This window comes from Geodermatophilus sp. SYSU D00691, from assembly GCF_054050275.1.
Map to the genome: position 1 here is coordinate 1 of NZ_JBJGYZ010000059.1, position 20,622 is coordinate 20,622.

Sequence of the window (20,622 nt, forward strand, 5' to 3'; positions counted from 1 at the left end):
GCTCCACCATCCGGATCCGCCGGCGCATGTTGATGTTGTCCACCTCGCGCAGGAACGTCAGCGCCTGATCCGCCCCCAGCTCCCCGGCCCGGGCCATGAACGCCCGGATGTCCTTGGGCAGGCAGCCCCCGCCGAAACCCAGCCCGGCGTTGAGGAACTTCCGCCCGATCCGGTCGTCGTAGCCGATCGCGTCGGCCAGCAGCTTCACGTCCGCCCCGGTCGCCTCGCACAGCTCCGCCATCGCGTTGATGAACGAGATCTTCGTGGCCAGGAACGAGTTCGCCGCCGTCTTCACCATCTCCGCCGTCGCGTAGTCGGTGACCACCTGCGGCGTGCCCCGGGCCACGATCGGCGCGTACACCTCGTCCAGCAGCGCACGGGCGGTCGCGCCGTCCTCCCCGGCCGGCAGCCCGTAGACCAGCCGGTCGGGGTGCAGGGTGTCCTGCACCGCGAACCCCTCGCGCAGGAACTCCGGGTTCCACGCCAGCAGGGCGCCGGGCACCTTCTCCCCTACCATCGCGGCCAGCTCCCCGGCGGTCCCCACGGGGACCGTCGACTTCCCGACGACGAGGTCCCCCGGTTCCAGGATCTGCAGCAGGGACTCCGTCGCCGCCTGCACGAAGCGCAGGTCCGCGGCGTACTCCCCGCGCTTCTGCGGCGTCCCGACGCACACGAAGTGCACGCGCGCACCGGCCGCGTCGAGGACGTCGGCGGCGAACCGGAGCCGGCCGGTCGCCATGGTGCGGGCGAGCAGCTCCTCGAACCCGGGCTCGAAGAACGGCGGGCGCGCGTGCGCCAGGGCGTCGACCTTCCTCCGGTCGACGTCGACGCCGACGACCTCGTGGCCGAGTTCCGCCATGGATGCGGCGTGCACGGCGCCGAGGTAGCCGCTGCCGATGACCGAGATCTTCATGCTCTGCTCCGCTCGGGACGCTGGGTCGGCTGACGAGGTGCGGCTCCCAGGGCGTCCGGCGGGGCCTTCCGACCGGCCCGCCGGTGCGCCATCATCGGCCGCATTTCCCCGGGGACGAGGTAGTCGGACACATGGGAGCCAGCGCAGAGACCGAGGTCGCCGTCCGGCGACTCCCGACATTCCTGCTGATCGGTGCGATGAAGGCCGGCACCACCAGCCTCTACCACTACCTGAGCGCACATCCTCAGATAGCGGTGCCGCAGTACAAGGCGCCGGAGTTCTTCGTCGCGGAGTCGAACTGGGATCGCGGGATCGACTGGTACCGCAAGCAGTTCCCGCCCGCGGGACCCGAGGTCCGGGCCGTCGGCGAGGCCTCGAACGCGTACACCAAGTACCCGCGCTACCAGGGCGTGCCCGAGCGGATCGCGAGCGTCCTGCCCGGCGTGCGGCTGGTCTACGTCGTGCGCGACCCGATCGCCCGCATCCGCTCGCACTACCAGACCAGGGCGGCCGAGGGCAGCGAGCGGGCGCCGTTCGCGGACGCCGTCTTCGATGACCACATCTACCTCGACTACAGCCGTTACGCGATGCAGATCGAGCAGTACCTGGCGCACTTCCCCCGGGAGCAGCTGCTGGTGATCACGTCGGAGGATCTCCGGTCCGCCCGCGGGGAGACGATGCGTCGGGTGTACGAGTTCGTCGGCGTGGAGCCGGACTTCGCCTCCGCCGACCTGGAGCGGGACTACTACCGGACCAGCGACCGGGCCGCCCGCTCCCCCGTCCCGCTCCCGCTCCGCAAGTTCCTCAAGCGCCGGTTCCCGGCCACCCGCCGGTTCAAGGAGCTGGAGAACAACACGCTGAGCGCGGTGCGGCGCCTCACGGGCCGGGGCGGCGAGCGGCCGGCGACCGCGCCGTTCGAGATCCCGGACGCCGTGCGGGCGAAGCTCGTGGCCGAGCTCGAGGACGACGTCCGGCGGCTGCGCCGGTACCTGCCCGAGGGCTTCGACGGGTGGGGCATCGCCTGACCCGGGCGCCGTCTCACCGGGCGCCGCCGGCGACGGCGGGCACGGCCGCGGTGAGGGCGGACGGGATGTGGTCACCGGCCGCGCTCTCCAGCCGGCCCGCGCCGCGCAGGTGCTGGCACACGAGGTCACCGATGAGCTCGGGGTCGGCTCCGCGCGGCACCCCGAGGACCGGCGGCGCGTCGTCCGGGACGGCGTCGGCAGGCCCCTCGGGACCGTCCGCGGCCGGTTCCTCGCGGACGTCGACGACGAGGTCCCGCAGCGCCTGTGCCAGCGCGGCGGGCTGCGCCAGCCGCTGGGCCACCTCACCGGAGCACACCACGGCGCCCCCGTTGCGCAGGAGGTCGCCCACCAGCCGGGCCACCAGCGGGGCGGCCGGCCCGCCCCCGTTCCACACGAAGCTGTCCAGCAGGGTCACCGTGCGCCCGGCCTCCTGGAGCCCGGCGACGACGGCCGCCGCGGCCCGGTCGGCGTGCGGGCTCCCGGCGCGCACCAGGACGCCGAGCCCCTGCCGGACCCGCGGGGGGAACGCGCGCCGCAGCTCGGTGGCCACCTCCGGCGGCGTGAACCACTCGGGCAGCTCGGCGCCGTCGGCCAGCCGACGGCGCTGCTCGGTCCCCGAGATGCTCATGCGGTGCTGGTCCGGCAGGACGTCGTCCTCCGGGCGGTACTCCCCCAGCTCGCGGACGTAGACCATCTGCCGGAACGGGACCACGCCGATGCCCAGCTCCGCGGCGTGGCGCTGCACCAGCTCCTGCGCGGCGTAGGGGTCGTAGTACGGCGCACCGGAGCGGTCCGGGCCGGGGCCGGCGTGGTCCCGGCCCACGATGAAGTGCGTCGCACCGTGGTTCTTGCGGATGATCGCGTGCCAGAGGGCCTCCCGCGGCCCGGCCATGCGCATCGCCAGGGGCAGCAGGGACAGCAGCACGCTCCCGGCGGGATAGGTCGGCAGCAGCGCGCGGTAGCACCGCACCCGGACGTAGGGGTCGACGTCCCCCGGTTTCGTCACACCGACGACCGGGTGCAGGAGCACCTTGGCGTCGGCCTCCCGGGCCGCCCGGACGGTCAGCTCCTGGTGGGCCCGGTGCATGGGGTTGCGGGTCTGGAACGCCACCACCCGGTCCCAGCCCCGGACGGCGAACTCGGCGCGCAGCTCCGCCGGCGTGTGCCGCAGCGACCGGAACGCGTGGTGGGACGGCAGGCGCAGCACGTCGAGCGGGCCGCTGATGTACCAGTCGTGGGTCCGGTGCAGCAGGGCGTCGACGCCGGGGTGCGTGGGGTCGGTCGTCCCGAAGACGGCGTGCGCCTCCCGCACCCGGTCCGGGCACCAGGTGCCGCGCATCCACAGGACGGCGACGTCGGCCCCGCGGGCCCGCAGCGTCAGCCCACCCGCCAGGTGCGCCGCCTCGACCACGTGCCCGGGGACGTCGAGCGTCACCGGCACCGGCCACAGCTCGCCGCTGGTGAGGCGCATGCGCGCGCACACGGAGTCGTAGTCGGCCTCGTCGAGGAACGTGCGCAGCGGGGAGAAGCCGCCGGTGGCCAGGAGCTCCAGGTCGCAGCGCTGCCGGCGGGTCAGCTCCCAGCGGGGCAGTTCCCGCGCGGCGCGGGCCACCTCGACGGCGCGGCCGTTGCCGACCCGCAGGTCGACCAGGGTGCCCCCGTGCGGCGGGGTGCCGGCGATCGTCACGGGGATCTCCGTTCGTGCTCGTGGGGGATGCGGGAGGGGTGGGCGCCGGCGTCAGGTCGGTGACGCCGGTGCGGGCTCGGCGCGGAGGCCGGCCGGCTGCCGCTGCACCGGCCCCTCCGTGGCCAGCAGCGGCCAGCCCTTGCGCAGGACGTGGTCGAGCCAGACGCCGCAGGCCTGCGACGTGAGGACGGCGGTGAGCACCAGCGTCGTGAAGAACGGCGCGCTGATGATGCCGGCGTCGAACGCCACGCTGGCCAGCACGATGCCCGGGCCGCCCCGGGCGTTGTGGGTCAGCGCCAGGTTGAGGATGTCGAGCCCCCGGAAGCCCGCCAGGCGGGCGGCCAGGCCCACGGAGACGAGGATCACCAGCGTGGACCCGAGGAGGAACGAGACGAGCATCAGCGGGGAGAAGCCCCGGCTGAAGTCGAGCCGGTAGCCGACGAGGGCGAAGTAGACGGGGACGAAGACCGCCCCGGAGACGTGGGTGACGGCCTCGAGCGGGGCGCGGAAGGGCCGCTCCTCCGTCGCGGCGGCCCCCCCGACGACCCCGAACCCGGCGAGGAACGCGGCGAAGGCGAGCGTGACGTCGAGCGCGGCGGCCACGCTGACGTAGGCGAGGAAGACCCCGATCACCCAGGCGATCGGCGAGTGCCGGGCGACGACGTTCCACCGCGCCCGCCCGGCCAGCCGGAGGAGCCTGGGCAGCACGGTCATGCCGAGGACCACGTAGGCGGTGTTGATCCCGATGTGCAGGGAGACGGTCCCGGCCAGCCCCTGCCCGTCCGCCGCCACGGTGGCCGAGGCGATCGCGGTGGCCAGCGCGAGGACCCCCCACAGGACGATGTCCTCGAGCACCGCGATGCCGAGCATCAGGCTCGCGAACCGCGTGTGCAGGATCCCCAGGTCGTAGAAGATCTTCGTGATGACGGGAATGGACGTCACCGCGGCGGCGATGGCGAACACGAGGATCACCGCGGGTTTGCTGTCCGCCGGTCCCATGAATTCCTCGAGCGGCAGGAAAGGCGCCACGCCGAGCGCGATGAAGAACGGCAGAGGCGTGCCGATGCCGAGGATCCACGCCAACGGCTTGCGATTCTCGCGGTCGAGCACATTGCGCACGCTCGTGCCGGAGACGAACATCAGGAGAAGCAATCCGAAGTGGTAGAAGAAGTTCAGGACGACGGTCGACTGGTCCTTGTCGCCGTTTCCGAAGATCTGCGCCGTGACGTCCGGTGCGAGCAGTCCCAGAAGTGAGGGGCCGAGCACCACGCCCGCGAGGATCTCGCCGACCACCTTGGGCTGGCGCAGGCGCACGGCCAGCTGACCGAGCAGGTTCGCCGCGGTGACCAGGAGGAGCAGCGCCAGGGTCAGCTGCCCGAGGTCCTCGGTCGACATGCGTCCCCCCAGAGTGCGGCGCGGCGTCGCCGGCGATGACCGGCGGCGGTCAACATAGCCGTGGGGAGGCATTTCCGGCAGGGGTCTGGCACGATGTGCAATGGGTTCGGAAAAGGGCGGGACAGCACCCGGCGAACGCCGCTCCGCGCAACCCTCATCTGCACGATCTTCCCTCGTACTCCTGAGGGAGGCGGGCGGTTCTGAATTGCGCTCCAGAACCCATTCCGGTCACGCCGGGGAACCATTCACCTGCGCACGGTGCCGCGTCACCGGAAAAGAGGGAAAAAGTCCCTCCGCGTCGTCCGCGGCCCTCCCCTGGGGGCACTTCGTCTCCTACTGTCCCCCGCACCGACGGCGGGGGGACCGCGCACCCGTCGGCCCCGACCGCGGGCCACCGGCCCGACCGCACGCCTCCGGAGGGACATCCGTGGAGAACTCAGGACACGCCCTGCTCACGCACCGCGGGGCCACGACCCTTCCACCGGCGACCTGCCGGTTGTTCGTGGTGCGGCACGGCACGACGACCATGAACGTCGAGAACCGGTACCGGGGACGCTGCGACGTCCCCCTGGACGCGCAGGGGTACCAGGACGCCGTCGACGCGGCGCGCGAGCTCTCCGGCTCCGGCCTGACGGCCGTCTACTGCGGACCGCTGCGGCGGACGATCGCCACGGCCCAGATCATCGCCGACGAGGCGCGCGTGCCGGACCTGCGGATCCTGCACGGCCTGAACAACGTGGACTACGGCGCCTGGGAGGCGATGACCTCCGCCGAGGCCGCGATGTTCGACCCGGAGGCCTTCGAGCTGTACCGCACGACGCCGAGCCGGGCGGTCTGCCCGCTGGGCGAGCGGCTCTCGGACGCGCAGACGCGGATGGTCGGCGCGCTCGAGCTCATCGGCAACCGGCACGCCGGTGAGACCGTCGTGGCGGTGACCCACGCGGTCATGATCCGGCTGGCGGTCGCGCGGCTCACCGGCGTGGACGACGAGGACTGGCGGATCCCGGTGGGGCGCGGGTCGCTCACCGAGTTCCACGTCGCGCACGGCCGGCTCGCGCTGGCCGGGCTGCCGACGGGTGACGACGTCGACTGACCCGGCGCGGAGTCGGGGCGGAGGGTCCCGGCCGGCCGACCGCCGGTCCGGTGCCGATCGCCGCCCCGTCGGCCGCACCGCGCCGCACGGGGGCCCCTCATGCGCCCGACGCGAACCGGCAGGAGTCCGCCGACCGCGAGAGGCCGCCCGACGTCCTGCGGAGTACCGGATGACCCACCGCGCCGCGCTGCTGTCCGTCGCTCGCACCGCTCACCGCGAAAGACGGTGGGCCGAGGCGCACGCCGCGTTCACCGCCGCGGTGGCCGAGGACGAGGAGTCCGTCGGCGCCGACGACCTGGCCGGACTGGCGCTGGCGGCGTGGTGGCTCGGCCGGTTCGACGAGACGGTCGCGGTCGGAGCCGCGGCGGTACGGGCGTTCGAGCGGGCCGGCCGGGTCCGCCCGGCCGCCATGTCGGCCCTCGGCGTGGCCGCCACCTCGTTCCTGCGCGGCGACGACGCGGCCGGCTCGGAGTGGCGGGACCGGGCGGCCCGGTTGCTCGCCGACGAGCCCGAGTGCCCGGAGCAGGGGTACGTGCGCCACGCCCTCGACGTCGAGGCGCACCTGGACGGGCCCGACCTGCCGGCCGTGGCCGCCGCCGCGCGGCACGTCGGCGAGCTCGGCCGCCGGCACGGCGACCCGGACCTCGTGGCCCTCGGGCTGCTGGGGGAAGGCCGCGCCCTGGTGCGGCGCGGCGACGTGCGGGCCGGTGTGGCGCTGCTCGAGGAGGCGATGGCGCACGTGCGTGCCGGCGACGTGTCGCCGGAGTGGACCGGGTACGCGTACCGGCACCTGATGGCCGCGTCCACCGAGCTCGCCGACCCGGTCCGCGTCCGCGTGTGGGTGGAGGCCACGCGCAGCTGGCTGGAGACGCTCCCCGTCGCGGTGTACTTCACCGGCGTCCTGCGGGTGTACCGCGCGGAGCTGCTGGAGGTGTCGGGCGCCTGGGACGACAGCCGGCGGGAGGCGCTCCGGGTCTGCGGCGAGCTCAGCGGCGTCGCCGACCCGACGGCGGCGGAAGGGCACTACCGGCTCGCCGAGGTGGCGCGGCTGCGCGGCGACCTGGCCGCGGCCGAGCCCGCGTACGGCGAGGCGCACGCACTGGGCCGCGACCCGGAGCCGGGCCTGTCGCTGCTGCGGCTGGCCCAGGAGAGGCAGGAGGAGGCCACCGCCTCAATCCGGGCCGCGGTGCTCGGCGAGTCCGCGAACCGGCTCCGCCGGGCCCGCCTGCTGACCGCCCAGGTCGAGATCGCGCTGGGCGCCGAGGACGTGGTCGGCGCCGGCGACGCGGTCGCGGAGCTCGCCGGCATCTCCGAGACGTTCACCAGCCCGGGTTTCACGGCCGCCGCCCGGCACTGGCACGGCGCCGTGCTGCTGGCGGAGGGCCACGTCCGCGAGGCGCTCCCGTGGCTGCGCGCGGCCATGGACGAGTGGCGGACGCTCGACGCGCCGTACCACTCCGCCCGTGCCCGGTGGCTCCTCGCCCGGGGCTACGAGGCCCTGGGCGACCACGACGGCGCCGCCCTCGAGCGCGCCGCCGCCGACGAGGTGTTCGCGCGGCTCGGGGCCGCCCGCGAGCCGGCGCGGTGGCCGGGGCCCGGTCCCCGCGACGGCGTCCGGCCGGTGGACCCCCCGTCGGCCGGGTGACGGCTCACCGCGGCGGAGGACCGTCCCCGGTCCCGCGCACCCCGCGCGCACCGCGCAGGATCCGGTGCGGGTCGTGGTGCGCGGCCAGCCCGGCCAGCCGGCGGAGCGTGGCGGGGTCGTACACCCGCGCCGCGTCGGCAGGGGTGGCCGGCGCCACGACGTCGGCCAGCGCGCGGTCGGCCGACGACGCCGCCAGCCCGCCGACCAGCGCCGCGGCCCGCTCGACCGCCCGGGGTGCACCTCCCGGGCCGCGGACGGTGACGTCGAACCGGGCGTCGCGGTGGGCGACGGCGCCGGGCCGCTCGGGCAGCCGCGCGATCGCGCCGCCGAGCCGGCGCAGCTCCACGGCCGGCCCCGGCCCTGCGGCCGCCGCGGTCAGCACCTCCACCGCCGCCTCGGGCAGCCGGTCGAGGACCGCGTGCGCCAGCACGTCCCCGGGCCGCTCGTCGCCGATCCCCGCGAAGGGGTGGACGGCGACGTCGTCGTGCAGCGGCCCGGCGGCCCCGCGCACCGGCGCCAGCACGCCGGCCCCGGCGTCCGGGTCACCGGCCCAGGCGAAGCGGACGGCGACCGTGGGCGGCGGCCCGGGCCGCAGCAGCAGCGCCGTCGTCGCCTGCGCCGGCAGGTCCGCGCACCAGGCGCGCCACCGGCGGACCACGGCCGCCGCGTCGGCGGCGGCGAACACGACGGTGCCCGCGTACAGCTCGTCGACGGCGAGCAGGTCGAGCTCCACCGCCGTCACGACGCCGAGCGCGCCCCGGCCGCCGCGCAGACCCCAGAACAGGTCGGGGTGCTCGGCCGGCGTGACCCGGCGCGGCACGCCCTCACCGGTGACCACCTCGAGGGCGCGGACCCGGTCGGCGGCCAGGCCGTAGGTGCGCGCGACCGGCCCGAAGCCGCCGCCGGTCACCGACCGGACGACGCCGGCCGCCGTCGTCGCGCCGGACAGCGGCGCCAGGCCGTGCGCACCGGCCGCCGCCAGGAGGCGCTGCCAGCGGACGCCGGCCCCGACCCGGGCCCAGCCCTCGGGGTGCACGGTGCACTCGTCGAGGCCGGCGGTGCACACCAGCAGCGTCCCCGGGCCCGCGGCGGCCCCGCCCGCCGACACGTCGAGCTCCAGCCCCTGCCGGGCGGCGGAGCGGACCGCGGCGACGACGTCGTCGGCCGTGGCGGCCTGGACCACGACGGGCGGGCGGGCGCCGGGCTGCGGGCGCGCGGGTGGTGCGGTGGTCACGGGGAGCTCCTCGGGGTGCCGGCGGTGCCGGCCGCAACCCTCCGCGCAGGCGCTTGGCGCCGCCTTCGGCTGGCCTTGGCCCGCCCCTTGGGATGCCCCCGACCGGCGGAAACGTGGAGCGGCTCCACCGATCTCGTCGCTCTTCCTGCTTATCCTCGCGGCGTGACAACCCGGACCTTCCGTGTGCTGGGTCCCGTGGAGGTCTGGTCCGACGGCCGGCCGGTTCCCCGGCAGACCCCGCGCCACCGCGCCGTCCTCGCCGCCCTGCTCGTCGACGCGGGCTCGACCGTGCCGCTCGACGTCCTCGTCGACCGCGTGTGGAACGGCTCCCCGCCGTCGGCCCAGCTGGGCACCCTCCAGGCGATCGTCTCCAAGCTGCGCCGCGAGCTCGAGCCGGACGTCGCGGGGGGCGCCTGGCAGGTGCTGGTGACCCAGGCCCCCGGCTACCGGCTGGCGATCGACCCCGAGACGGTCGACGCCGTGCGGTTCAAGACGCTGCTGCGCACCGCCCGGGCGCACGCCGAGCGCGACGAGGTCGAGCAGGCCCGCACCGCGGTCGGCGAGGCGCTGGAGCTCTGGCACGGGCCGGCCTACGCCGACGTCGCCGAGGCCTTCGCCGTCGAGGAGGCCGCCCGCCTCGAGCAGCTGCGGCTCGACGCGCGCGAACTCGCCGCCGAGCTCGACCTGCGGCTGGGCCGGCACGCCGAGCTGGTCGACGAGCTGCGCGAGCTGGTCCGCGCCGAGCCGCTGCGCGAGGGGCTGCGCGGCTCGCTGATGCTCGCCCTCTACCGCGCCGGCCGGCAGGCCGAGGGGCTGCAGGTCTACGACGAGGGCCGCCGGCTGCTGGTCGACGAGCTGGGCGTCGACCCCGGCCGCGAGCTGCAGACCCTGCACGAGCGGATCCTGCGGCAGGACCCGGAGCTGACCGCGCCGGCGGCCGAGGCGCCGCGGGTGCCGGCGCCGCGCCCCGAGCCCGCCCCGCTGCGGGCGCAGACCCTCCCGCAGCCGCTGACCGCCTTCGTCGGCCGGGCGCGCGAGCTCGAGTCGCTGGGCCGCACCCTGGCGACCCAGCGGCTGGTCACCCTGGTCGGCCCCGGCGGCAGCGGCAAGACCCGGCTGGCGCTGGAGACCGCCCGCCGCCGGGCCGCCGACGTGCCGGCGACCTTCGTGGAGCTCGCGGGCGTCGACGACCCCGCGCTCGTCGCGCCGCAGATCGCCACCGTGCTCGGGGTCAGCCTGACCGGCGGCGACGCCGTCGCGGCCCTGGTGCCGGCGCTGCAGGCCGGCCCGTCGCTGCTGGTCCTCGACAACTGCGAGCACGTGGTCGACGCCGCGGCCGAGGTCGCCGCCGCGCTGCTCCCCCGCTGCCCCGACCTGCGCGTGCTGGCCACCTCCCGGCAGCCCCTCGGCGTGCTGGGCGAGGCCGTCGTCCCGTGCGGGCCGATGGCGGCCGGGGACCCCGGGAGCGACGCGGTCCGGCTGTTCCTCGACCGGGCCCGGCTGGCCGCACCGCACCTCGCCGAGCCCTCGGCCGAGGAGCTCGGCCTGGTCGCCACCGTGTGCGCCGAGCTCGACGGCCTGCCGCTGGCGGTGGAGCTCGCCGCGGCCTGCCTGACCACGCTGCCGCTGGCCGAGGTGGCCGCCCGCGTCGACGACCGGTTCGCCCTGCTGTCGGGCGGCCGGCGGGGCGCTGCCCCGCACCAGCGCACGCTGGCCGCCACGGTCCAGTGGTCCGTCGACCTCCTCGACGAGCGGCAGCTGGCCGTGTTCCGGGCGGTCTCGGTGTTTTCCGGCAGCTTCGCCGCCGACGCGGTCGAGGCGGTGGCCGGCCCCGACGGCGGCGGCACGCTCGAGGCGCTGCGCGCGCTGGCCGCCCAGTCCCTGGTCGAGGTCGACCACGCCCGGGGCCGCTACCGCATGCTCGAGACGCTGCGGCAGTACGCCGACCAGGCCCTCACCGACGACGAGCGGCGCGCGCTGCGCGGCCGGCACGCCGCGTTCATGGCTGACCTCGCCGAGCGGCTGGAGCCGACCCTGCGCCGGCGCGACTCGGCGCCGAGCTGGAAGCGGCTCGACGACGAGCAGGCGAACCTGCGCGCCGCGATGAGCAGCGCGCTGTCCGCCGGCGACGGGGAGACCGCGCTGCGCATCGCCGGCGCCCTGGGCTGGTGGTGGTACCGCCGCGGCTACGTCGCCGAGGGCCGCCAGTGGCTCGCCGACACGCTCAAGGCCGCGCCCGCCGGCACCCCGGTGCCGGTGCGCATGCAGGCCCTGCTGGGCGACGCGCTCCTGGCCTACCTCAGCGGCGACGTCCCCTCGATCTGGGCGCGGACGAACGAGATCATCGCGATCACGCCGAGCGAGGCCGAGGGCATCCTCGCCCTCGCGCTGGTGCTGCGCGGCTTCGTGCGGGCCCTGCTCGGGCACGTCGACAAGGAGAACGAGACCGCCAAGGACGTCGCCCGCGGCATGGCGGTCGCCGAGGCCTGCGGCATCGACTGGGTGCGGTCGGAGATCGCGATGACCCTCGGCCAGTTCTCCCGCGCCGACGGCAACCCGCAGGCCGCCCTCGAGCACCTCGACCGGGCGGCGGTCATGGCCCGCGGCTTCGGGCACAACTGGGCCGAGTGCTCCGCGCTGTGGATGCGGGCCAAGGTCCTCGTCGAGCTCGGCCGCGGGCACGAGGCGCTCGAGGCGGTCACCGCCGCCATGGCGCTGGGCCGGGCCGACGGCGACCGCACCTCCACCCTCGCCTGCCTGCTCACCGCGGCCGGCGCCGCGACCGTCGTCGGCGACCCGCGGTCGGGCGCGGTGCTGCTCGGCATGATCGAGGCGCAGTCGCCCCGGGTCGGCTACGACCCGCTGCGGATGGACCCGGTCGACGGCCAGGGCTACGTCGACAGCACCCGGGCGGCGCTGGACGACGACGAGTGGGAGACCGCCCGCGCGGAGGGCCGCCGGCTGGACATCGACGCGGCGTTCGCGCTGCTCCAGCGGCTCGCCGACCGGTCGACGGTGTACCGGTCTACGGCCTGACCTGCGCGTAGAGCCGGGCGAGATCGGCCAGCTGGTGGTGGGCGTTGAGCCCGCTCGGGTTGGGCAGCACCCACGTGGCGGCGCCGCCCACCCGCTCCGGTTGCAGCCCGAGCACCGCCTTCGGCCGCCGGAACGCCAGCCGCCAGGCGGTCACCCCGAGGACGGCGAGCACCCGCGGCCGGTGGGCGGTCACGAGGTCGGCCAGCGCCTCGGCCCCGGCCTCCAGCTCGGCCGGCGTCAGCTCCGCCGCCGTCCGGGTGGGCCGGGCGACGACGTTGGTGATGCCGAGGCCGTACCGCGGCAGCTCGCCGTCCTCGTCCGGTGACATCAGGCGGGGGGTGAACCCGGCCAGGTGGATCGCCGGCCAGAAGCGGTTGCCGGGGCGGGCGAAGTGGTGGCCGCGCTCGGCCGAGAGCAGCGACGGGTTGATCCCGCAGAACAGGACGTCGAGGTCGGGCGCGATCACGTCGCGCAGCGGCTTGTCCTCCGGCACGCCGGCCAGTCTGCGTCAGACCACCACTGCGACCGCGCCGAGGGCGGCTCCCCCGACCAGCAGGGTGGACAGCGCCCCGAGCACCAGACCGCGGCGGCCGGTGCGCAGAAGGGCGCCGAGCCGCACCGCCGTCCCCAGGCCGAACAGCGCCGCGGCCAGCAGCACCGTCGTCGTCCCCTTGGCCACCGCCAGGGCGGCTTCGGGCACCAGGCCCGTGCTGCGCAGCGCGACCATCGCCAGGAAGCCGAGCACGAACAGCGGCACCAGCGGGGGCCGCTCCCCCGTCTCGCCCTGCCGCCGCACCACGCCGACCGCGGCCACCATGGGGGCGAGCAGCACGACCCGGGTCAGCTTGACGACGACGGCGATGCCGACGGCAGCCGCCCCCGCCGGCGACGCCGCGGCCACCACCTGGGCGACCTCGTGCACGGCCAGCCCCGCCCAGGTGCCGAGCTGCGCGTCGTCCAGGCCGAGCCCGGCGCCGGCCAGCGGCACCAGCGCGATCGCCGCGGTGCCGAAGAGGGTCACGAGCGTGACGCCGGTGGCGACGTCCTCGTCCCTCGACCGCGCCGCGCCGCCCATCGCGGCGATCGCCGCGGCGCCGCAGATCGAGAAGCCGGTGGCCACCAGCAGGGTCAGGCCGGGCGGGACGCCGACCAGGCGGCCCAGCAGCAGCGTGCCGGCGAACGCGACGACGACGGTGCCGACCACCGCCGCGACGGTCGCGGCCCCCAGCCCGGCGACGGCGTCGAGCCCGAGCTGGAGGCCGAGCAGGACGACGCCGAGCCGCAGGAACCGCCGGGTGCCCCAGCCGAGCCCGGCGCGCGTGGCCGCGGGCAGCGCGGGGCCAGCGAGGACGCCGAGCACCACCGCCGCGGTCAGCGCGCTCACCGCGGGCACGACCTGGTTGACCGCCAGCGCGACGGCCGTGCCGACGGCGACCACCGCGAGGCCCGGCCCGAGGGGCGCGGTGCGGCCCTGCGCCGGGGCGAGGGTGCGGGCCACGATCAGCACTTTCGGGGGTGTCCGGCGGTCGCGGTAGCCACCGGCTGTGCCGCAGGTCATAGCCTGCGGGAATGGCAGGGGTGCCCGACGTCGAGTCGCTGCAGCTGCTCGTCCTGGTCGACGAGCACGGCAGCCTCACCGGCGCGGCCACCGTGCTGGGCATCAGCCAGCCCTCGGCGAGCAAGCGGCTGAGCGCCCTGGAGCGCCGGCTCGGCCTGCAGCTGGTCGACCGCAGCCGGCGGGGCTCGGCGCTCACCGCGGAGGGCGCCGTCGTCGCCGGCTGGGCCGCCCGGGTGCTCGCCGAGCTCGCCGTCCTCACCGAGGGCGCGGCCGCGCTGCGCCGCCACCGGGAGGCCGAGCTCTCCCTCGCCGCGAGCCTGACCATCGCCGAGCACCTGCTGCCGGGGTGGATCGGCACGCTGCGCCGCGACGCCCCCGACCTGCACGTCGGGCTGCAGGTGCTCAACAGCACGCGGGTCTGCGAGCTGGCCCGGCACGACGGCGTCGACGTCGGCTTCATCGAGTCCCCGGGCCCGGCCGAAGGGCTCGACGCGGTGACCGTCGGCTCCGACCGGCTGGTCCTCGTCGTCGCGCCGGGGCACGACTGGGCCGGCCGCACCGCGCCGGTGACCGGCGCCGAGCTGGCCGCGACGCCGCTGATCACCCGCGAGGCCGGCTCCGGCACCCGCGACACCGCCGACCGGGCGCTGCGGGCCACCGGGCTGCCGGTGGCCCGGCCGCTGCTCGAGCTCGGCTCCGGCACCGCCGTGCGCACGGCCGTCGTCTCCGGCGCGGGCCCGGCGCTGCTCAGCGAGCTGGTGGTCGCCGCCGACCTGGTCGCCGGGGCGCTGGTCGAGGTGCCCACCACGGGGCTCGAGCTGCGCCGCACGCTGCGGGCGGTCTGGCGGGCCGGCACGCGGCCCACCGGCCCGGCCGCCGACCTGCTGACGATGCTGACCCGCCGGCCGGGCTGAGGCCCCTACTCGGGCGAGCGGCGCAGCACGGTCGCGGTCGCCGCGACCATCACCGCGGCGCTGCCCAGGAACACCCCGCCGCTGCCGCTGCCCGCGGCCGCGAACCCGATCGCCGGCGGCAGCAGGGTCTGCGCCAGCCGGTTGGCGGTGAGCCGCAGGCCGACGGCCGAGCCGCGCAGCTCGGGGGCGGTGATCGCCGACACCCACGAGAGCGTCATCGGCTGCGCCAGCCCGAGGCCCACCCCGAGCAGCACCATCACCGCCACCGCGCCGGCCACGCCGACGAACGGCAGCAACGCCAGGCCGGCCACGCCCATGAGCAGCGAGCCGATGAGCGTCCAGCGGCGGGTGAACGCGGAGATCAGCCGGACGACGAGGGCGCGGGAGAGCAGCGAGACCAGCGCGCGGAGCGCGAGCAACCAGCCGACCACGGCGACCGGGACGTCGTGCTCCTCCGCCCAGGCGGGCAGGAACGCCAGCAGCAGGTCGAGGGCGGCGAGCACGATGCCGCTGGTGACGATCGCCGGACCCATGCCCTCGGTGCGCAGCAGCACGGCCAGGGCCCGGCGCGACGACGTCGGCTCGCCGGCCGGCCGCGCCGCCGGGGGTGTCCGCCGTCCGCGGTGCACCGCCAGCGGGACCGCCACCAGCGCGAATACGGCGGCGACGGCGAGCCCGACGACGCCGGCCGACCACCGGCCGGAGGCCAGGTACCCGGCTAGCGGCAGCGCGGCGGCCGGGCCGAGCATCTGCCCGACCGAGGCGGCCGCGGTCAGCGACCCGAAGCCGCGGTCGCGGGCGGTGCCGCTGTCCAGCCGGGCGACCACGGTCTGCTGCCCGACCATCCCGAGCAGGTGCGCGAAGCCCAGGGCCGCGGCGGCGAGCACCAGCACGACCAGGCCCGGCGCCAGCAGCGCCGCGACGCTGCCGCCGGCCAGCACCACGGCGCCGGCGACCACCAGCCGCCCGGGCCCCAGGACGTCGGCGCGGCGGCCGACGGCGAAGGCCAGCAGCAGCGGCAGGACGGCGAAGGCGGCGGCCAGCGCACCGAGCGTCGCGCTGCCCGCGCCCAGGTCGAGCGCGCGGTAGCTGACCATCGGGCGGACGACGCCGTAGGAGGCGTGCAGCAGCGCGGCCTGGACGAACAGCCAGGCCAGTCCCCCGCCCCAGCGGCTCACCGGGGCGGCGCGGTCGAGGACCTGACGACGAGGGTGGGCCGCAGCAGCACCGCGCGGGCGGGCCGGTCGGGTTCGGCGAAGACGTCGAGCAGCAGCCGCCCGGCCTCGGCGCCCATCTCGTGGTGACCCACGCGGACCGTGGTCAGCGGTGGGTGCATCTTGTCCATCAGCGGCATGTCGTTGAACCCGACGACGCTCACGTCGTCGGGGCAGCGCAGCCCGCGGGCGGCCAGCACGTCGTAGATGCCCAGCGCGGAGCGGTCGTGCGCCGCGATGACGGCGGTGAACTCGACGCCGCTGTCGAGCAGGGCGGCCATGGCGCGGGCGCCCTCCTCCTCGGTCGAGTTCGGGCAGCTGACCACCAGCCGCGGGTCCTCCGGCAGCCCGTGGTCGCGCAGGCCCTGCAGGTAGCCCCGCCGCCGGACCGCCCCCGTCGACAGGCTCTCGGGCCCGGCCACGTGCGCGATCCGCGTGTGGCCGAGGCCGACCAGGTGGTCGACGGCCAGCGCGACGCCGGCGGCGTTGTCGGCGGTCACCGACGGGATCGACGCGCCCGCCAGCAGCCGCTTGACCAGCACCATGCGCACGCCCTCGGCGTGCAGGCCGGCCAGCCAGCCGTCGTCGAGCGAGGCCGTCGCCACGATCAGCCCGTCGACCTGCTTGCCCAGCAGCGAGTCGACCAGCGCCCGCTCGCGGTCGAGGTCGTTGTCGGTGTTGACGATCCAGGCGTCGTAGCCGGCCGGGGCGAGGACGCTCTCCGCGCCGCGCACGAGCGGGGCCACCAGCGAGTTGGTCAGGTCGGGCACGACGAGGCCGACGGTGTTGGTCCGCGCCGTCCGCAGGCTGCGCGCCATCGGGTTGGGCCGGTAGCCGAGCTCGCGGGCGACGCGCAGCACGCGCTCGGCCGTGCTGCGGCTGACCCGGCCCCGGCTGCCGGGGTTGAGCGCGCGCGACGCCGTGCCGACGTGCACCGAGGCGGCCTCGGCGACGTCACGGAGCGTGGGCGGGCGCATGACTGCAATCGTAAGCATTCGGCACTGCCCGGACCCCCGGTTCCCATGCGGCGACCACCCGACGGTGGAGCGGCGCAGGGCCGAAACGGCAACTTGGCTGCGATGTCGGTGTAACCCTTGACACATCTGCGGCCGGTCTGCCGATACTTCGGGCCGAGGCAATCGATTGCAGCTCCGCGAGCTGACGGACCCCGCTCGAGCCCGTTGCGCCCCGGACGCAGGACAAGGGAGTCGATGCACGTGGCACCAGGTCAGGACCGGCTGGGCAGGACGCTGGCCGTGGAGGCCCACGGGGTCTCGGTCGAGTACGAGCGCACGCGCAACAAGGACACGCTCGTCGCCCTGGAGGACTTCACGCTGGAGGTCGCCGACGGCGAGTTCCTCGCGGTGGTCGGGCCCAGCGGCTGCGGCAAGAGCACGTTCCTCAACGTCGTCGCCGGCCTGGTCCCGCCGGCCGCCGGCGAGATCAAGGTCTTCGGCAAGGACGTCACCGGCCCCGGCCCCGACCGCGCCGTCGTCTTCCAGGACTACGCCCTCATGCCGTGGCGCACGGTCGAGAAGAACGTGCGCTTCGGCCTGGAGATGCAGGGCCGGGTCGACTCCGACACCGGCGCCAAGGTCGACCGCTACATCAAGATGGTCGGGCTCTCCGGCTTCGAGAAGTCCTACCCCCGGGAGCTCTCCGGCGGCATGCGGCAGCGGGTCGGCCTGGCCCGCGCGCTGGTCACCGAGCCGCGGCTGCTGCTGATGGACGAGCCGTTCGCCGCGGTCGACGCGATGACCCGCGAGATCATGCAGGAGGAGCTGACCCGGATCGTCGCCGAGACCGGGCAGGCGATCATCTTCATCACCCACGGCGTCGACGAGGCGATCACCCTCGGCGACCGGATCGCGGTGGTGACCAACCGGCCCGGCCGGATCAAGGAGATCATCGAGGTCGACCTGCCGCGGCCGCGCAGCCGGGCCAGCCGCCAGCTGCCCGAGTTCCAGGACCTGCGCGACCGGGTGTGGCAGCTGCTGTCCGAGGAGCACCCCGAGCGGTCCGAGCTGGCCGAGCCGATCGGCGCCGGCGGCACCGTGCCGAACGCGGGCGGCGTCTGACCATGGCCGCGACCGCCGCTCACGAGTCGTCCTCCGCAGCCTCCCCCGCGCCGGCGCGGCCCCGCAGGAAGCAGCAGTCGTTCGGCGAGCGGCTGCTGCGCAAGCGCGGCCCCGGCGTCCTCGCCTTCGTCGCGTTCATCGGGATCTGGCAGCTGTCGGTCATGGTCTTCGACCCCAGCCCGATCCTCTTCCCCGGGCCGTGGCCGGTCGCCCAGGAGTGGGCCGCGGCCGCGGCCGACGGGTCCATGTGGGAGGCCACCGCCGACAGCATGTACGCGATGTCGATCGGCCTGGCGATCTCGCTGGTCGTCGGCATCCCGCTCGGCGTCGCGATCGGCATGTCCCCCACCGCCGACCTGATCACCTCCCCCTACCTGTGGGGCTTCTTCGCGATGCCGCGCATCGCGCTGGCACCGCTCATGGTGCTCTGGCTCGGTTTCGGCGCCGAGATCAAGATCTGGCTGGTCGTGCTCTCGGCGATCATCCCGATCATCCTGTCGGCCAAGGACGGCGTGCAGACCACCGACGACGGGTTGCTCCGGGCCGCGCGCAGCTTCGGCGCCGGCCGGATGCAGCTGTTCGGCAAGGTCGTCGTCCCGAGCACCCTGCCGTTCATCGCCAGCGGCGTGCGCAACGGCATCTCCCGCGGCTTCGTCGGCCTGCTGGTCATCGAGCTCACCGTCGGCACCGGCGGGATCGGCACCGAGGTGATCCGCTCGGCCCGCGACCTGGACACCGCGCGGATGTTCGCCTTCATCGCCACCCTGATCGCCCTCGCGCTGCTGCTGGTCAGCCTGTCCCGCCGGCTCGAGAACCACGCCAGCCGCTGGCGTGAGGAGGTCGTCCTGTGACCGCCACCGGATCGATCGCGCCGACGACGGTCCCGACGTCGGTCACCGCGCCCGCCAAGCGGCCGACCCGGAAGTACCGGTACGGACGGCGCAAGGTCTACAGCCGCAAGCAGCGCTGGGTCATCGGCACGATCAACCTGCTGATCTTCTTCACGGTCTGGCAGCTGGTCGCGACCTACACCGACGTCCCGAAGCTGTTCCTCCCCTCGGTGACCGAGGTCTGGGACCAGCTCGTCCGGATGAACGAGCAGGGCATCCTCTGGGGCAACCTCGGCAAGAGCCTGTGGGTCTACGTGGTCGGGATGGTCATCTCGATCGCCATCGCGGTGCCGGCCGGCCTGATCATCGGCGGCGTCCGGATCATCGACCGGATCACCAGCCCCTACGTGTGGGCGCTCTACACCACGCCGCGGCTGATCCTCATGCCGCTGATCGTGCTGTGGGTCGGCATCAACGACACCGCCCGGATCGTGATCATCGTGCTCTCGGCGGTGCCCGCCACGCTGGTCGTGGTCATGGAGGGCGTCAAGACCGTCGACAACTCGCTGCTGAAGGCGGCGCGCTCGTTCGGGGCCAGCCGGCCGCGGCTCTACCGCTCGGTGGTGCTGCCCTCGACCGTGCCGTTCATCGCCACCGGCATCCGCATGGGCGTCTCGAGGGGCCTGATCGGCCTGTTCATCGGCGAGCTCTTCACCGCCGCGAACGGGATCGGCTACATCATCGCGCTCTCGTCCAAGACGTTCAACAGCGCTCAGACCTACGCGATGCTCTTCATCTTCGTCTTCTTCTGCGTCGCGATGGTCGGGCTGACCCAGCTGCTCGAGCGCAAGGTCTCGGTGTGGCGGGCCTAGGACACGTGACGTCGTCGTCACGGGCACTTCGTTCACGAAAGGACGAAACGATGCACAAGTTCCGGGTGCCGGCGATCCTGTTCGCCACCGCGCTCGTCGCGGCGGCCTGCGGATCCGACGGTGGTGGCGGGGGCGGTGGGGACGGCGGCGACGAGCTGAACCAGGTCCGCCTGGCGATCGACGGTGACGACTTCATGAACCAGCTCGCCTGGATGGTCGCCGACAAGAACTACTGGCCCGACCTCGGGTTCTCCGAGCCGGCCGAGGTGTTCGCCACCGACGAGTACATCGCCGGCCTGGCCGGCGGCGACGTCTGGGTGGCGCAGGGCGAGAGCGACGTCATCTGGTCGGCGCTGGCCGAGGGCAGCGTGCCGATGAAGATCATCGGTGTCGAGAAGGACGCCGAGGCGTACTTCCTCGGCATCCGGGCCGGCGTCGACCCGAACAACCTCGAAGGCCTGAAGGTGAGCGGCGGCGCCGCCGGCGACCGCAACATCACCGTCGGCGAGGAGATGCTCGAGGGCCTCGGCGTCGACCCCGAGAGCATGGAGTGGGTGCAGATCGAGGGCGGCTCCGACGAGCGCCTGCAGGCCCTGCTCGCCGGGCAGATCGACGTCGCGGCGCTGCAGCCGCGGCACGTGCTGCCGCTGGAGGCCGAGGGCGGCCAGATGATCGTCCAGGAGTACCAGCGGGTGCCCCAGGAGGTCTGGGTCGTCACCGCCGAGACCATGGAGAACAACCGCGACGAGGTCTGCGCCTACCTCGAGGGCCGCATCGCCGCCAAGCAGTGGATCTCCGAGGGCGAGGACTACACCGACAACCAGCAGGCCGCGCTCGACATCGCCGCGGAGTACGGCGAGGAGCCCAGTGAGGGCGACCTCGACGAGTGGCAGATCGAGATGGAGCAGAACTGGTCGCTCAACGGTGGTTCACCGGAGGACACCTGGGAGACGTGGAACCAGGCCATGATCGACGCGGGCAACGTGCCCGAAGGCTTCGACTGGCGTGAGCACGTCGACTTCTCCTGCCTGACCGAGGTCCAGGAGAGCCTGGGGCTCGAGGTGGAGCCCGGCGAGATCTGACCCGCCGTACCCCAGCGCCTCGGCGCCGGCCGCGACCGCGGCCGGC

General features: G+C 75.1%; 17 protein-coding genes. 9 read left to right on the plus strand and 8 right to left on the minus strand.

The window, feature by feature from the left end; all coding sequences use genetic code 11:
- Window positions 1–913: UDP-glucose dehydrogenase family protein (locus tag ACI797_RS26705; protein ID WP_456863494.1), on the minus strand; the 913-nt coding region annotated here is incomplete at its 3' end.
- 131 nt (window positions 914–1,044) lie between these two features.
- On the opposite strand from ACI797_RS26705, the gene ACI797_RS26710 reads away from it, so the two are divergent.
- Window positions 1,045–1,938 carry a sulfotransferase family protein gene (locus ACI797_RS26710; RefSeq protein ID WP_456863497.1) on the plus strand — a complete coding sequence of 298 codons (894 nt, stop codon included), beginning with the start codon at window positions 1,045–1,047 and terminating at the stop codon, window positions 1,936–1,938.
- Window positions 1,939–1,951: 13 nt separating this feature from the next.
- Here ACI797_RS26710 and sat read toward each other — a convergent pair whose 3' ends face one another.
- Together sat and ACI797_RS26720 are read right to left on the minus strand one after the other, a co-directional pair.
- A complete protein-coding gene (sat, locus tag ACI797_RS26715; protein ID WP_456863500.1) occupies window positions 1,952–3,625 on the minus strand; it encodes a sulfate adenylyltransferase in 1,674 nt (557 codons plus the stop codon).
- 51 nt (window positions 3,626–3,676) lie between these two features.
- Entirely contained in the window at window positions 3,677–5,020 is a 1,344-nt protein-coding gene (locus tag ACI797_RS26720) for a cation:proton antiporter (RefSeq protein WP_456863503.1), read from the minus strand.
- 427 nt (window positions 5,021–5,447) lie between these two features.
- On the opposite strand from ACI797_RS26720, the gene ACI797_RS26725 reads away from it, so the two are divergent.
- Both ACI797_RS26725 and ACI797_RS26730 read left to right on the plus strand, forming a co-directional pair.
- A complete protein-coding gene (locus tag ACI797_RS26725) occupies window positions 5,448–6,113 on the plus strand; it encodes a histidine phosphatase family protein (protein ID WP_456541288.1) in 666 nt (221 codons plus the stop codon).
- A 169-nt stretch (window positions 6,114–6,282) separates the two neighbouring features.
- On the plus strand, window positions 6,283–7,758 hold the full coding sequence (locus ACI797_RS26730; protein ID WP_456863506.1) for a hypothetical protein: 1,476 nt from the start codon (window positions 6,283–6,285) through the stop codon (window positions 7,756–7,758).
- Window positions 7,759–7,762: 4 nt separating this feature from the next.
- On the opposite strand, the gene ACI797_RS26735 is transcribed toward ACI797_RS26730, so the two are convergent.
- Window positions 7,763–8,992: an FAD-binding protein gene (locus tag ACI797_RS26735; RefSeq protein WP_456863509.1), complete on the minus strand. Its 1,230-nt coding sequence runs from the start codon at window positions 8,990–8,992 to the stop codon at window positions 7,763–7,765.
- A 162-nt stretch (window positions 8,993–9,154) separates the two neighbouring features.
- Between ACI797_RS26735 and ACI797_RS26740 the strand changes: the two genes are divergently transcribed.
- On the plus strand, window positions 9,155–12,028 hold the full coding sequence (locus ACI797_RS26740) for a BTAD domain-containing putative transcriptional regulator (protein WP_456863512.1): 2,874 nt from the start codon (window positions 9,155–9,157) through the stop codon (window positions 12,026–12,028).
- On the opposite strand, the gene mug is transcribed toward ACI797_RS26740, so the two are convergent.
- A complete protein-coding gene (mug, locus tag ACI797_RS26745; protein ID WP_456863515.1) occupies window positions 12,018–12,521 on the minus strand; it encodes a G/U mismatch-specific DNA glycosylase in 504 nt (167 codons plus the stop codon). The two genes, ACI797_RS26740 and mug, sit on opposite strands and share 11 nt — an antisense overlap.
- 15 nt (window positions 12,522–12,536) lie before the next feature.
- Window positions 12,537–13,526 carry a YeiH family protein gene (locus ACI797_RS26750; protein WP_456863518.1) on the minus strand — a complete coding sequence of 330 codons (990 nt, stop codon included), beginning with the start codon at window positions 13,524–13,526 and terminating at the stop codon, window positions 12,537–12,539.
- A 71-nt stretch (window positions 13,527–13,597) separates the two neighbouring features.
- Between ACI797_RS26750 and ACI797_RS26755 the strand changes: the two genes are divergently transcribed.
- Window positions 13,598–14,500: a LysR family transcriptional regulator gene (locus tag ACI797_RS26755; RefSeq protein WP_456863522.1), complete on the plus strand. Its 903-nt coding sequence runs from the start codon at window positions 13,598–13,600 to the stop codon at window positions 14,498–14,500.
- A 5-nt stretch (window positions 14,501–14,505) separates the two neighbouring features.
- On the opposite strand, the gene ACI797_RS26760 is transcribed toward ACI797_RS26755, so the two are convergent.
- Both ACI797_RS26760 and ACI797_RS26765 read right to left on the minus strand, forming a co-directional pair.
- Complete coding sequence (locus tag ACI797_RS26760; RefSeq protein ID WP_456863525.1) at window positions 14,506–15,678, minus strand: MFS transporter; 1,173 nt, start codon at window positions 15,676–15,678, stop codon at window positions 14,506–14,508.
- On the minus strand, window positions 15,675–16,691 hold the full coding sequence (locus tag ACI797_RS26765) for a LacI family DNA-binding transcriptional regulator (RefSeq protein ID WP_456863532.1): 1,017 nt from the start codon (window positions 16,689–16,691) through the stop codon (window positions 15,675–15,677). The genes ACI797_RS26760 and ACI797_RS26765 overlap by 4 nt, the downstream gene beginning before the upstream one ends.
- Window positions 16,692–16,931: 240 nt before the next feature.
- Here ACI797_RS26765 and ACI797_RS26770 point away from each other — a divergent pair, with 240 nt between their 5' ends.
- From ACI797_RS26770 to ACI797_RS26785, 4 genes are read left to right on the plus strand one after another with little or no spacing between them, the layout of a single operon-like run.
- Window positions 16,932–17,792: an ABC transporter ATP-binding protein gene (locus ACI797_RS26770; RefSeq protein ID WP_456541279.1), complete on the plus strand. Its 861-nt coding sequence runs from the start codon at window positions 16,932–16,934 to the stop codon at window positions 17,790–17,792.
- A gap of 2 nt (window positions 17,793–17,794) precedes the next feature.
- Entirely contained in the window at window positions 17,795–18,643 is an 849-nt protein-coding gene (locus ACI797_RS26775) for an ABC transporter permease (RefSeq protein ID WP_456863543.1), read from the plus strand.
- Window positions 18,640–19,494 (plus strand): ABC transporter permease, encoded by an 855-nt coding sequence (locus tag ACI797_RS26780; RefSeq protein WP_456863547.1) that lies wholly within the window; start codon window positions 18,640–18,642, stop codon window positions 19,492–19,494. Before ACI797_RS26775 ends, ACI797_RS26780 begins: the two co-directional genes overlap by 4 nt.
- A 50-nt stretch (window positions 19,495–19,544) precedes the next feature.
- Window positions 19,545–20,576 (plus strand): ABC transporter substrate-binding protein, encoded by a 1,032-nt coding sequence (locus tag ACI797_RS26785; RefSeq protein WP_456863550.1) that lies wholly within the window; start codon window positions 19,545–19,547, stop codon window positions 20,574–20,576.
- The last annotated feature ends 46 nt before the right edge of the window (window positions 20,577–20,622 follow it).

Bases quoted from the DNA above. Each gene is read 5' to 3' on its own strand.
- ACI797_RS26755 (WP_456863522.1), top strand. From the start codon at position 13,598: ATGGCAGGGGTGCCCGACGTCGAGTCGCTGCAGCTGCTCGTCCTGGTC.
- ACI797_RS26785 (WP_456863550.1), top strand. From the start codon at position 19,545: ATGCACAAGTTCCGGGTGCCGGCGATCCTGTTCGCCACCGCGCTCGTC.
- ACI797_RS26730 (WP_456863506.1), top strand. From the start codon at position 6,283: ATGACCCACCGCGCCGCGCTGCTGTCCGTCGCTCGCACCGCTCACCGC.
- ACI797_RS26775 (WP_456863543.1), top strand. From the start codon at position 17,795: ATGGCCGCGACCGCCGCTCACGAGTCGTCCTCCGCAGCCTCCCCCGCG.
- ACI797_RS26765 (WP_456863532.1), bottom strand. From the start codon at position 16,691: ATGCGCCCGCCCACGCTCCGTGACGTCGCCGAGGCCGCCTCGGTGCAC.
- ACI797_RS26710 (WP_456863497.1), top strand. From the start codon at position 1,045: ATGGGAGCCAGCGCAGAGACCGAGGTCGCCGTCCGGCGACTCCCGACA.
- ACI797_RS26720 (WP_456863503.1), bottom strand. From the start codon at position 5,020: ATGTCGACCGAGGACCTCGGGCAGCTGACCCTGGCGCTGCTCCTCCTG.